Below are 12845 nucleotides of genomic sequence, written 5' to 3'. Positions count from 1 at the left end.
GCGCAGGCCGGCATCGCCCGCGCGGCGCTGCTGCCCGCGCTCGGCGCCAATGCCGGCTACCAGAGAAACCGCGCCTCGCAGCAGCTCGCCACCCCGGGCGCGCCGCTGGTCAACGACGTCCGCTCGGCCAACCTGACCGCGTCGTGGGAACTTGACCTGTGGGGCAAGCTGCGCCGCAGCAACGAAGCGGCGCGCGCCAGCTACCAGGCCAGCCGCTACGACCGCGACGCCGCCCAGCTGGCGCTGGCGGCCCAGGTGGCGCAAACCTACTTCCAGATGCGGGCGCTGGACGCCCAGCTGGACATCGCCAAGCGCACGCTGCAAAGCCGCGAGGAATCGCTGAAGCTGCAGACCAAGCGCTTCCACGGCGGCCTGATCTCCGAGCTGGACCAACGCCAGGCCGAGGTGGAGGCCGCGTCGGCCCGCGCCTCCGTCCCGCAGTTCGCCCGTTCGCTGGAGCAGACCGAAACCGCGCTCGGCGTGCTGCTGGGCCACAGCCCCAAGCAGCTGGTAGACGGCGGCCTGGTTCGCGGCAAGGACATCAACAGCCTGGCCAGCCCGCCCGACGTGCCGGCCGACCTGCCGTCCAGCCTGCTGGAGCGCCGTCCCGACGTCGCCTCCAGCGAGCAGCAGTTGATCGCCGCCAACGCCCGCATCGGCGTGGCCAAGGCCGCCTACTTTCCCAGCATCAACCTGACCGGCGCGCTGGGTTCGCAAAGCCTGTCGCTGGACAGCCTGTTCACCGGCCCCACCCGCACCTGGAGCTTCGCCGGCAACCTGGCCGCGCCGATCTTCAACTTCGGCGCCACCGGCTACGGCGTGGACGCCGCGACCGCTGGCCAGAAGCAGGCGCTGGCGCAGTACCAGAAAACGGTGCAGTCGGCGTTCAAGGACGCGCTGGATTCGCTGGCCGCCAACAGCGCCTCCCGCGACATCCTGCAAGCGCAAGCCACCCAGGCGACGGCGCTGAACCGCACCCTGAAGCTGGCCGGCCTGCGCTACGACAACGGCTACGCCAGCTACCTGGACGTGCTGGACGCGCAGCGCAACAGCTTCCAGGCCGAGCTGAACCTGGTCAACGCCAAGCTGGACAAGCTGAACACCACCATCGGCGTCTACAAGGCGCTGGGCGGGGGGTGGGAAGCAGGGAAGCAGTAACGTCTCCTCGCTCCAAAATGGGAAAACCTGCCTGGCATCAGGCAGGTTTTTTTATGTCATCCCTTGATAAACTAAGATCAGACAATTTCATTCAGCTCCGCTGGAGTCTGTGCCTTGGCGATCCGCTCCTGCACCGCGCGCAGCCGGGCAATAGCGGTATCCACCTGCTGCAGCCTCTGCCCCGCCTCGGTCTTCAGCGCATCCGCCGGCGCCGCGCCGCCTAGCATCGCCGTCAACAGTTCTCTGACCGCTCGATGCTGATCGGCCTCTAATCGGCCGATCTCCCCTTGGCAACGCGCCATTCGGGTTTGGCGCTGTTGCTCAATGGAAAGCGCCGGACCGTCAACCAAGGCGGGGCAACCGTTGCCATCCGCCTGGATAAGCTTGCCCGCTGCCTGCCCGCGAAACAGTGCCTCATACACAGAGCCCTCCACCTGGACCGCATCGGCGGGGTAGCCTTCTCCATGGATCTCGCTATCGTAAAAACCACCTGTGCTCGCAGAATAGAAAATGGTCATTTCGCTCTCCTCAGCTATCAATATCCAATGGCAATCCAGTCGAATGCGGTTCTCTCGCCCACACCTGCAGAACCGAATGTCTGGGTGTAACCAATCGTCGCCTTTTCCTTGGATCGCCCCCCTACCCAGAAATAGCCTTCTTGTGTCTGGCCACTGACACTATTCTCGTTGCCATTCACCATGATGGAGCAACATGCGGTTGGGAAACTGGTCCGGAACGTGATCTCGCCTGTCGCGAACAATGCCGTCGCGAAGCCGCTGGGTAAACCCAGCGTAGCAGTCAAACTGCCCTGCCCCCATTGGATGATCAAACCACTAGGCAATCTCTGGTAGCCATTTCCTTCTATCAAGCTGGAGAAAACCTGATTGCCGCTATGCCAGAGTTGCTGCCATGGCTGCCAGGCCTGATCATTCCAGGCTGTGCGTAGCCAAACAGCCATTCCACCATGCGTTGTATAGATTTGTGTAACTCCACCGACACTTCCTCTTGGACTACCCCGCATAACTTGCAACGTCCCCCAAAAGTAGCTGGCTGGTGGAGCATTCAACCCACTAAAAGTCGTATCAACAATAGAATAAACACCAGGCTCAAGCAGAGTATTCCAGTCGACTTTATCTACTGGCTGACCTTGCGTGCGGAATGTATCCACTTTCGATGCAAACTTGTCGTCTAAAAATCCATAAGACGAAGCCCATACCCGGCCTGCATTGCTAACTTGAAATACTCGAGTCGAATCAATGTGCAGGAATAGATTATTTGTCCCCATATTGGCGCTACTGCCCGATGCATCAGCAAACAGCCCCGTATCTCCATCTGAACCGAATGCAAAACCTGAGCTAGAGTCATCCCCCGTCGGCAAACCTTTGCTTGCGCGAAAGGCATTGGCCCACACTCGGTTGCCGGTATCCTTACTAGCCGCATCAGTAATGCCATACCCCGCCAGCGTGGTCGGCTTGCCGGTGGATATCTTGCCCCAGTCATGCGCCGGCACGTCGTCGCCGCTCATTTGCCGCGCCTTGGTAACGCGGCCCTTCGCGTCCACGGTCACCATGCCGTAGTCGCCCGGCGCCACGCCGCTGTCGCGCAGCGTCAGCTGGCCGCTGACATCCTTGCTGCCGTCAAAGGAAACATTCCAGCTACCGTCGCCAGTGATTTCGATCTTGCGCGCGGCGCTCAGCTTGGCCGCGTGGCCGGCAGGTTGCTTACCGCTCGCTAGTTGCTCGACCTGGTCCTTCAGATAGACGGTGCGGTTGGCAAGCTGCTTGCCTTGCAGATTGTCGATGCCGTCCGGCCCGGCCAACACCGGGTCGGAGGTTTCCAATTGGTAAATGCCGGGTTCCCAAAACAGCTTTTCCTGCAGATTGGCCATGTCATTCCTCACGGTCATGAATAGTGATGGATTGCCGACCCGCAGGCGGCAGAAGCGAAATCAAGACCATGGCGATGAACGCATGCCTTCCCGTCCAAACGCCTGAGCCGCGCCAGATGCGCGGCAAAAACCGGCCTCAAGACAGAGGCCGGCTTTCCGGTCAGGACGACATGGTGCCCAAGCGCGCGACGGGCGGATTGGAACGAGGTTTAGGAAAGGGATTTACGACTTCCGCCTATACGACAAGATGCTCAGGCCGGCTGCGCGGGCCATGCGCTGTCCGCCAGCGACGGCCAACCTGCTTGTTGCGGCAGGCGGGATAAATCGACGCAGTAGCGTTTCCACTCCGCCAGCTTGGCCTGTTCAGCAGCGCTGGCGATACCCAACTCCACCGCATCCTCCAAAGGCTTGCGCTGCTGCAAAGCCGCTGACAAATGCTGCTGTTGCCGCAGTTGCGCCGCCGCCGTCTGGGCCGCCCGTTGCGCGGCGTCATCCACCGCCCATGCATCGTCCTTCCACACGGCGAAAGCAGGAGGCTGCTGCATCGTGGCGTTCAGGCTGTCCGGCGTGTCGCCGATTTTCGGCATGGCCAGCTGAGCCGTCTGTTTGCTCCACAGAGGCGTCGCGCGCCAATCAACCTGCAAGGCCCATGCGCCATCGCAGAACACGGCAACCTGACGCTCTCCAGCCTGCGGTGGTTGTTGCTCTGTCGTGAAACCCGGGATCAACCAGACCTCCTCCGCATCCAGCGGCGATCGGTCAGCCATTGCCAGGCCCAAGTACTCACCGGTTTGCGGGTGATAGCTGTAAACGATTTTCTGTTCTTGCATAACGAATCTCCTCAGTATTTGACGCAGGCGAGCAGCGCGACATTGCGAGGGCGGGTGGAGCCATAGCCGGAATAAAAACCGACCGCGTCCAGATCCCCTGCAAATTTATTTTCGAGCGGGACATAGGCCCGCCCCATCTGATACCAAGCCTTGCTGACAGGATCGGCGCCCAAGTCCTGGTATGCGTCCTGATTGATATTGGTCGTGTGAATGGGCGCGCTGATGGCGATTGAGTCGAGATTCGGGTCCGAAAAGGCCAGCGTTCCTTTCTGCCATGAGCCAAACGCGCGTTTCTCAATGTCCTTGCGACTATCGCTCCAGCCGCGAATGAATTCGCCGCACAGATTAGGCAGATAGAATTTCCCGGCATCCGGGGCAAGCTGATAGCCCGTCGGAATGGTCGGCACCGCAAAATTACCGGCATAGCGGCACACTTTGCTGATTTTCCAGTCTTGGTAGTAAGCCGTGGTGGAGCCCGCGACACCCGGTGCGCCGCCATCCACGCCGAACACCAGCGTGTTGTCCGGGATGGCCACCCGAGTCGCGCTAACCAGGCTCCACACTTGCACCCCATCGACAAACAAACGGTAAGCCGCACCGTCATAGCTGAAGGCGACGTGATACCAGCGTGGCGAGTTGAATACGCCGGCAGTCCCCAGCGATGCATTGGCAAAGAAACTGCTGCTGTTGCACAGCCATACCAGAGGCGCGCGGCTGGCTCTATCTATGGCGATCGTGATCTCGCCGGTTACGGCGGAGGCATTCATGCTGACCAGCCAGGCCGCGCTGTAGCCATTGGATCCGCCTGTGCCGGCGAAAGTCGGATAATGCCAACCCTCGATAGTGAAGGCATCGGCATTGAAAGCATCGGTCAGACCGAAGGTCGCATAACCGCCGCCGGCCACTGTCTTCAGACTAGCGCCGCCGAACTTGGCCTGCTCAGTGGACATGTCCGTGCCGCCATATACAATCAGTTGCTTGTTCCAGACGCGATCCAACAGGGTGTCCGCGGCGTCAAGCCGCAACATCGCCTGCGTCGAGGGATCGATCGGAGCGAAGGTCTGGCCAATCGCCGCGTACAGATTGCCGTAAGTGGACTGGGAAACTTGGGCGCCATTGGCCTTCAGCCAACCATCGGGCGCATTGGGCATCGTGAAATAAGCAACCTGCCCTGATGGAGCCGCAGCCCCGCTGACCTGCCCGCCGCTCAACAAAGGCAAGCCATTCACCAACTCGAACGCCACGTCCAACTGCGCATCGGCACTGTCCGCCTTGTCCCCCCGATATCGTTCCAGGCCCTGGCTTTCTCCGCATCCCGCCCGGCCAATCAATAAATAGGCGCTGCGATACTGGAATTTGTCGCTGGCAAACACCGCGCTGCTGGCGCCGCAGCGATACAGCGCCTGCGGCAAGCCGCCGGTCAGACGATTGCCCTGTGGTTCGTCCCAAGTGTAAACAATGACCGTCGCGCCATCCGGCACAGCATTGAGCCAATCCGCTGCAGCCTTGTCCTGGCCATTGCCGCCGCATACATCAAACGTGGCGGAACGGCTGACTGCTCCGACAGCATCCAGCTGCACCATGTTGTAACTGCGGGCCACAGGCCCTACGCCAACTCCGTCGATCTCGACCCCGGAGACGCCATTTTTCGCTGAGTAGCCGCCGGCACGCACGCGTATCATCCGACGGCTGTTAACTCTGGCCGCCACCTTGGCCAGATCGTTAGCGCTGGCGGCATCGGCAATGCCGTAGCCGGCCAGCGTGGTCGCCTTGTCCGCCTTGCCCGCCAGCTTGCCGTCTACCGTCGCCGAATACTTGGGATCGTTGTTCAGCGCCGCCGCCAGCTCCTGCAACGTGTTCAGATTCGCCGGCGCGCCGGACACCAGGCCATTCACCGCATTCTGAAGATCGGTTTTGCTGGCGCCGTCGTTAATGCCATACCCCGCCAGCGTGCTTGGCTTGCCGGTGGATATCTTGTTCCAGTCGTGCGCCGGCACGTCGTCGCCGCTCATTTGCCGGCCTGCGGTGACCCGGCCTTTCCCGTCTACTGTCACCATGCCGTAGCTGCCCGGCGCCACGCCGCTGTCGCGCAGCGTCATCGCCGCGCTGGCGTTGCCGCTGCCATCGAACATCACGTTCCAATTGCCGTCGCCTGTCATCGCGATGTTGCGCGGCGTTTTCAGCCTATCGGCGAACTCCGCCACCAGCGCGCCGGAAACCAGATCATCGATCTGTTTTTTCAGATAGGCGGTGCGATTGGCCAGCTGCTTGCCTTGCAGGTTGTCCACGCCGTCAGGGCCGGCCAACACCGGATCTGAGGTTTCCAGTTGATAAATGCCGGGTTCCCAGGTGATTTTTTCTTGCAGATTAGCCATCAGGCGGTTCCTCGGTTGAATTGCTTGTTGCGGCGAATGGCGCCGTTGTGGCGGTTGGCCACGGCTTGGTACTCCAGACTGGCCAGCTGGCAGCGCGCCGGCGCGTACAGCGCCAGCATGCGGCGCAGCTGGGCGGCCTGGTCGTTGGTGATGGGCTGGCTCAGCAGCACCCGGTATTGGTTCCAGCTGGTCGGGTCGCCGTGGACGTAGTAGCCGTTGCGGCGGATGAGGCCGTTGCGCTGCTGGCCGGCCAGGCCCTCGATCAACGTCACTTCGCCCAGGCCCAGGCGGCGGATCACCTCGCGTATCGCCCATGGCGTGCCCTTATAGCGGTGCAGCTCATTGGCGCTGTGCAACAACGCTCGGCGGGCGTCGTCGGACTCGGCCAGCGTCCAGCCTTCCTCGCCGTGGATATGGAATTGCTCGGCCAGCAGCGGCAGCACGTCCGGCTGCACGGTGTCGATCAAGTTGACCAGGAACACCGACAGATCAAGGCCCGACACCCGCTCGGTGAGCCGGGACAGCGGCCCGAAGCGCTGGTCGCGCGCCAGAATGGAGGGAATGGCGTCAGTCATCGCTCACGCCTCCTGGCTGGGAATATCCGCCCGTCGCCGCTTGACGGCGCGGGCGAAGGCCGGGTTGCAGATGCATGGAGACCTCCTTGTGCTTGAACGGGGATGAGGGATGGGACGGAGCGCCTGCGCGGTCCGTTAATGGGAAGGGAGGAATGGCGGCGGAATTGCCGCCGGAGAGAAGTCAGCGGGCGTGCATAGCCACGCGCAGCACGGCCAGAGGGTGGAAGCGAAAGCTCAGACTGGCGGGTTCCGATTGGACGGGCGAGTGGGAATTGGAGTACTGCTCAGCTCGGGAGGATTGCGAAGACGGAGATAGTTCGCGTGCGTCTGCCACGGAAGTATGGGAGAGAAACATGGGAGGGACTCCGGGAACCCGGGAGAGGGAAAACTTGAAGGAATGAGTGCCAAGATGGCAGTCAAGAAACTGAAGACAAGACAGGGAAAGATTACGCAATCAAACACAAGGGTTTAGAAGGATAGAGCCAATAATAGAATTATTACGGCTGCAAACATCAAAGACAAACGGAAGGGGGAGAAAAGAACGCCGGACTTCGGGCAAAGCCCGGCGTGACATGAGGAGTGACAGAATAAATAACTACATCAAATGGCCATACTTGAACATGCAACCTGCTAACAAACTTATATTATGTAAAACGCAGCCACTTCAAAACTTGATCTATTTCACTGATCCAACGGCTTGATAGCATGTAAAGCAGCCATATCCGGCTCAACGCCATTACTCCAAGACCGTACCGCATCGATAAAAGTGCCCATCTTGGCAATCTCCTTGGCATCACCCTTGCGAAGAATATTAAGCTGATCCCACTCCTGGTAATATACGCGAATATAATTCTGTGCCATATTCCGCATTTTCTGGTCCACTGGGATATCTTGAGCTACCACGCTCATCGGATTTTGCATTATTACTTCATCAAACATATCACCCTCTCTATCCTAGGAGAAATCAATACTGGCATTCGAATTACCGGCCACGCCTGACGATGCCGGATTGTACTGGGTAGCATTGCCTACAGAGTTTTTTGCAGTTCCTACCGCGTCGATATAACCTGAACGCCCTGCGTAGTAGCCGGTACTCGTGCAAGATTTTGCATAACCATTTTCTGCATAGATATACCCACGCAGCTCAGCCGCAAATCCATTTATGCAGTTTTCTGCAATTGCCATCGGCGCGATGATCATGCCATTGCTTAGAGCCTGATATCCATAATTGGCATTCGTTACTTTACTTGGCACCTTGGTACCACCATCATCTGTCCATAAACAACCACCGGCATTCGCAAGCGCACCGCTTGCAACTTTATCGATAGTTACTCGGGGAGCCCAAAGATATGCATTCCGCTCAACAGCCATCGCCAGTCTGACATTGGAGATAGTCGCATCCGCGCACCATGCTTTTGCTGTATCCACACAGCTGATGCCATCGGGGAAAACATCATAGAGCTGTCCGGATACCGCCGTTGGAATACGGCTATCTTTCCCAGGCCCGACAATATTCAATTTCTCCAGCCTTGCTAGCGAACCATCTCCGACAAAAACTGCAGCTCCCGCTTGTTGGGAAAGTTGTACTCCCTTGGCTTGGAGAACAGAACTATCATGCATCTCAATACCGTATTGCGCGCCAGAGAAAATCAGCGAGTTATCATTCACATAGACTTCGGCATTGGAAAAATACATGCACCGCCATGTCCAATTACTATTAGTATTTTCCCCAATCATTTTGAAGCCGGAAAAATTCAATCGGCGCACATTTTTCAAAAATACACCATGACTTTTCCGATCACTATCCGGAATAAATTTCAAAATGCAATTGGCAGGATTAGCTACATTGCCTTGAATGGTAATCAAATGCGCATAAGGCTGATTTTCCAAAATCAGCTGCGTCATTGGATACACGCCATCCGCCACCTGAATCGTCACCGGAGCCTTCAACACCTTGCCCAATAAACTATTCCACGCATCCTGGATGGAGGCGAATTGCTGGCCGGCCCCCACGCCGAGCGTTATAGGGGCCAGTACAGCCCATTGGGCCAGCGTATTATTGATCTGGTCCATCTTGCCGCTGACCGCGCCGGTCAAGTCGTTGCTGGCGCGTACCAGATCGCTGATGCTGGATTCCAAACTCATTTCAGAACTCCCTTGGTATAGAGGTTTTGCAGATTGATCAGAGCAGCGGCGATACTCGCCGCCAACTCCAGTTGTTCACGCTGGTTTTGCGCTTGCTGTTCCAGCCTTTGCAGTTGCTGCTGGTAGCGCACTTCCATTCCGCTAGTACGCTGTCGTAAAGCGGAAATGTCTCCGGACATGCCATCCAAACGTTGCCGATGCTCGCGCAATTGATCGCCATGATTCAGACTCCGTGCCATCTGGCCGATCTGGCTTGCACCCAAAGTGGCTAGTTCCTCAGCCAGCGCCAGACTCAAGCCGGCGCCGGTCGACTGGACCGTCACACTGCCCGCCGGCACGCCGGACAGTGCCAGATCAAAGGCCAGCAGCAGTTCCAACCCAGCCTGCTTATAAGCCAACGCTTGCTTGGGATCGGACCAGATGGCCAGCGGCTGGCCGCCTTCCAGGATGAAAGCCACCTCGCGCACCCAGAATTCAGTCTGGTCGCTGGCCAACGCGGTCAGATGCAGCTGGCGCGGGCCCTGGCTCTGGCCATCGGCGATCGGGTAACGAACGATCTCGTTGCGCAAACCGGTTTGGCCCGCATCCGGCTGGTAGCCGGCATCGCCGAGCGCGACATGGGTGATCCTGAGCTGGACGCCGTCATGGCTGGCCAGCTGAATCGCAGCCAAGCCGCCATCCAGGATCTGCGGAATCAATGGGTTACTGCTCATCGCGGTTCATCTCCATTGGAAAACGCACCACCGCCAGCGACGTCAAAACGCCTGCGAAACGCAGCGGCTGCGATAAAGGTTTGGCCGGATTCGGCCGACACTCGGCGCCGCTGCGGTTCAGCGCCCACCCCTGCATGGCGCCGGCCCAACGCAAGGGCTGGTTGAATACCGCGCCGATCTTGAAGCCGTAACTGCTGCGTGCGGGTTTGACGTGCTCGATCATTCGCCGCAAGCGGGCATACAGATCCGGATTGAGCACCGCCCGATCCGACATCAGATTGTCGTTGGCCCAGGCGGTCAGATCGAAGGTGTAAGGCTGACCGGAGCCCTTCTGCTCCCACCACTCCTTCAGCTCGATCTCGATGCCCAGCACCCGGAACACCTCGTTCACCGCCCAGCGCGTGCCCTTGTAGCGGTGCAGCTCGATCGCGCGCTTGATCAGCTCGCGCCGCTGGGTTTCCTCATTGGCCAGCAGCCAGCCTTCGTCGCCGGACACGTGGAACTGCTCGGCCAGCAGCGGCAGCAGCTTGGGCTGCGCGCAGTCCACCAGGTTGACCAGCAGATCCAGCGTGTCGAAACGGCCTTGCGTTTGCGGATTGGCCTCGCCCCCGCGCGGCACACCCAGACGGCGGGTCAGCTCGGCCAGCGGGCCGAAGCGGGCGTCCCGCGCCAACAGGCCCGGCGTCGCGTCCTTAGCCATTGTTGAGGCTGTCCACGGTCAGTCCCGCGATGCCGTTGGTGCAGTGCGCCCAGCCGTAGGACGGTACTTTCCGCACCGCAACCGGCTGCTGCAGATTCACCTGGTACACGCCCGGCACCGACAGCGCCGCCACCAGCTGCGAGGGCACGATGTCGTTGCCCAGCTTGGCCTGTTGGGTTTGCAGGTAGGCTTGCAGCGCGTCTTGCGCCCGCTGCAGCACCTGTTTGGCGTCGGAGCCGGCGTAGAGCTGCAGGCTGGCCGCAACCTGGTAGGCGAATTCCACCGGCGGCTTCACCGACACCTTGTCGGTCAGCGGCCGCACGCGGTCGGCGCTGCAGGTGTTGGCCACCTTGGCCCGCAGGTCGTCGCTGGGCAGCCCGCCGCTCGCCAGCGGATACAGCCAGACTTCGCCCGGCTGCGGCACATCTTCCGGCTTGCCGCCCTCTTCCAGATTGTTGGCGCTGACCACCGCCACATCGACGATGCTCTGGTCGGCGCGCAGCGCGTGGTGGCGATAGGCGGCGGCGCTGCCGGCCACGCTGAACGATTCCGGTGCCAGGCGGATGCGCTGGCGCAGCCGCTCGTCGTCCTCGGCGTCGGCGCCGCCGGCGCTGACTTCCGTGTTCCTGACGGTCACGTTCACGCTCAGATCGTCCACCAGCTGATTGATGGCGCCCGGCTCTTGGCCGTTGCCGCCCATGCCCGGCTCCACCGCCACCACGGCCAGCGTCACCGGCACCTCCTGGTCCTTCAAGATGTTCACCACCGCCTCATCGATGGTCTGGAACTGGATGTCGCCGCGGCCGGCCACCAGCGTCTGCCGCTTGATGACTACCGTCTGCGGCGCGCCGGCAGCGAAGGTGAAGCTCACCTTGCTGCGCGCCGGCTGCGCCGGCAGGCGGGCGACGCCCACCAGCTCGCCCAGATAGTCCAGCATCGGCGCGCGGGCGAAAGCCACCAGGTTTTGCCGCCCGGCGTCGTTGAAGGCGGCGCGGGCCACGCTCTCGCGATAGGCGATCAGGTCGATCAGCAGCCGTTCCACCTGGCCCGGATACAGCGTCTTGCCGGCCATGTTCTGGTAGGCGGTGATCAGCTCGTTGGTGATCTGCTGCGGATCGTCGTCGATAAACTTCGGAAGGTCGGTCGTCGTCTGATTCATGGCTCTTGTCCTAGATTCACAGCCTGAGTTCGGTTTCGCGGATCACGCCGTCGGCCAGCTTCCATTGCGCGCACAAGTGCGCGCCGCCGTCGGCCTCGATGCTGAACAGCACCTTCAGCAACTGAACGCGCGGCTCGCCGTACAGCGGATGGCTGATCGCCGCCACCGCCTCCCGCACCACATGCGGGCGGGCGCGGTCCACCGGGTAGTCCAGATAGCGGAACAGGTCGCTGCCGAACTCCGGCCGCAACGGATCGCTGCCCTTGGGCGTGCCCAGGATGATCCGCAAGGCCTGGTGGATGTCGTCCAGGTTCTCGACGATGTCGGCGACGCCGGCGCCGGGTCTGGCATCGCGCGGCTGCAGCGCCGGCTGCCAGTGCAGGGATGAGATGTCGGTTAGCTGTGTCATGGCCTTATGGTGCCAAAGCGCCGCCGGCGGGGCTTTTAAACCGGATTAGGAACGGAGTGGAAACCCGCCCGTTTTCAGCGGAGGGCCACTGCGGCGCGTGGAAGAGAGTGGATTGAGTCCGCCATCCGGATGCGGACGAGCTGGGGAGATGGCGCGCCCCGTTGAGAGGGGCGCGCCGAGCAAGGCGAAGGAACAGATGAGTTGGACGGTCGAATCAGACTGCGGCCGGGGCGTTGGCCAGCACCTCAGCGGCCCGGCCCTTGCCGATCAGGCCGGCCGCCTCCAGCGCCTGGACGCCGTTCTGGGTGACCGCGTCATCCAGGCTGATGTCGCGCGCCAGGCTGAAACGCTCCCACCAGGGCCGCAGCGCGGGATTGTCGCCGAAGGCCTTGAGCATCGCCTGGATCTCCGCGTCGGTGAAGCGCGCCATGAACTGCTTGTGCGTCATCCGGCGCGGCGCCGCGACGGCGACGTCGACCGCCCAGACGAAAGCCTGCACGCTGGCCGCGTCGGTCAAGCTATCGACAGCCTGCTCGGCGGCGTTGGACGAGCGACGTATCGACTCGCGCGCGGCCAGCTCCGCGTCCACCTCGGCCAGGGTGCCCCAGCCGGCCGCCTCGCGTTCACGGGCGCGTTGCAGCTTCCAATCGTCGGCCTCGATCAGATGGGCGGCTTCCAGCTTGATGCGGGCCTTGCGGGCGGCCTTGGCGCGGGACAACGCCGCCTGGACATCCCGAACAAGCGAGGCGCCGTCAAAGGTGTAATCGCCCATCGCATCGATATCGAAATCTTCCGGCGGCGCAATCAGCGCCTGATTCTTTCCCGCCAGGAAGTCGCCATCCACCGTGACGCCAGCCACTGTTTTGGTCTGTAAATCAACAATGATTTTCATG

At 61.0% G+C, this 12845-nt stretch carries 13 protein-coding genes; 1 reads left to right on the top strand and 12 read right to left on the bottom strand.

The genetic code is table 11. The annotated features are described in order from the left end of the window. On the top strand, positions 1 to 1158 hold a 1158-nt coding region (locus LQR33_RS03850), incomplete at its 5' end, for an efflux transporter outer membrane subunit (RefSeq protein ID WP_231467686.1). Positions 1159 to 1235: 77 nt separating this feature from the next. Here the strand turns inward: LQR33_RS03850 and LQR33_RS03845 are convergent. The 12 genes from LQR33_RS03845 to LQR33_RS03790 form a co-directional block, all read right to left on the bottom strand. Then, complete coding sequence (locus tag LQR33_RS03845) at positions 1236 to 1676, bottom strand: hypothetical protein (RefSeq protein ID WP_221664893.1); 441 nt, start codon at positions 1674 to 1676, stop codon at positions 1236 to 1238. A gap of 17 nt (positions 1677 to 1693) precedes the next feature. Further along, positions 1694 to 3046, bottom strand: a complete 1353-nt coding sequence (locus tag LQR33_RS03840; protein WP_231467684.1) for a pyocin knob domain-containing protein — start codon at positions 3044 to 3046, stop codon at positions 1694 to 1696. Between the two features lie 251 nt (positions 3047 to 3297). Further along, positions 3298 to 3876 (bottom strand): tail fiber assembly protein, encoded by a 579-nt coding sequence (locus tag LQR33_RS03835; protein WP_221668993.1) that lies wholly within the window; start codon positions 3874 to 3876, stop codon positions 3298 to 3300. Positions 3877 to 3887: 11 nt separating this feature from the next. Beyond that, entirely contained in the window at positions 3888 to 6251 is a 2364-nt protein-coding gene (locus LQR33_RS03830) for a tail fiber protein (protein WP_231467682.1), read from the bottom strand. Further along, complete coding sequence (locus LQR33_RS03825) at positions 6251 to 6826, bottom strand: phage tail protein (RefSeq protein ID WP_166440935.1); 576 nt, start codon at positions 6824 to 6826, stop codon at positions 6251 to 6253. Before LQR33_RS03825 ends, LQR33_RS03830 begins: the two co-directional genes overlap by 1 nt. A 681-nt stretch (positions 6827 to 7507) precedes the next feature. After that, positions 7508 to 7765 carry a hypothetical protein gene (locus LQR33_RS03820; protein ID WP_166440934.1) on the bottom strand — a complete coding sequence of 86 codons (258 nt, stop codon included), beginning with the start codon at positions 7763 to 7765 and terminating at the stop codon, positions 7508 to 7510. A gap of 15 nt (positions 7766 to 7780) precedes the next feature. Next, complete coding sequence (locus LQR33_RS03815; RefSeq protein ID WP_231467680.1) at positions 7781 to 8971, bottom strand: hypothetical protein; 1191 nt, start codon at positions 8969 to 8971, stop codon at positions 7781 to 7783. Then, the gene (locus LQR33_RS03810) at positions 8968 to 9684 is read right to left on the bottom strand and encodes a phage tail-collar fiber domain-containing protein (RefSeq protein WP_231467678.1); all 717 of its coding nucleotides are present in this window, start codon (positions 9682 to 9684) and stop codon (positions 8968 to 8970) included. Before LQR33_RS03810 ends, LQR33_RS03815 begins: the two co-directional genes overlap by 4 nt. Continuing rightward, positions 9674 to 10384 carry a phage tail protein I gene (locus LQR33_RS03805; RefSeq protein ID WP_231467676.1) on the bottom strand — a complete coding sequence of 237 codons (711 nt, stop codon included), beginning with the start codon at positions 10382 to 10384 and terminating at the stop codon, positions 9674 to 9676. The genes LQR33_RS03810 and LQR33_RS03805 overlap by 11 nt, the downstream gene beginning before the upstream one ends. Beyond that, the gene (locus LQR33_RS03800) at positions 10377 to 11543 is read right to left on the bottom strand and encodes a baseplate assembly protein (RefSeq protein WP_221664884.1); all 1167 of its coding nucleotides are present in this window, start codon (positions 11541 to 11543) and stop codon (positions 10377 to 10379) included. The genes LQR33_RS03805 and LQR33_RS03800 overlap by 8 nt, the downstream gene beginning before the upstream one ends. Before the next feature lie 16 nt (positions 11544 to 11559). Then, complete coding sequence (locus tag LQR33_RS03795) at positions 11560 to 11952, bottom strand: GPW/gp25 family protein (protein WP_166440929.1); 393 nt, start codon at positions 11950 to 11952, stop codon at positions 11560 to 11562. Positions 11953 to 12166: 214 nt separating this feature from the next. Next, positions 12167 to 12844: a hypothetical protein gene (locus LQR33_RS03790; protein WP_221664883.1), complete on the bottom strand. Its 678-nt coding sequence runs from the start codon at positions 12842 to 12844 to the stop codon at positions 12167 to 12169. Position 12845: the final 1 nt, after the last annotated feature.

Source organism: Chromobacterium piscinae (assembly GCF_021129175.1).
Classification (GTDB): domain Bacteria; phylum Pseudomonadota; class Gammaproteobacteria; order Burkholderiales; family Chromobacteriaceae; genus Chromobacterium; species Chromobacterium piscinae.
This window is presented reverse-complemented; position numbering and strand designations above follow the sequence as displayed.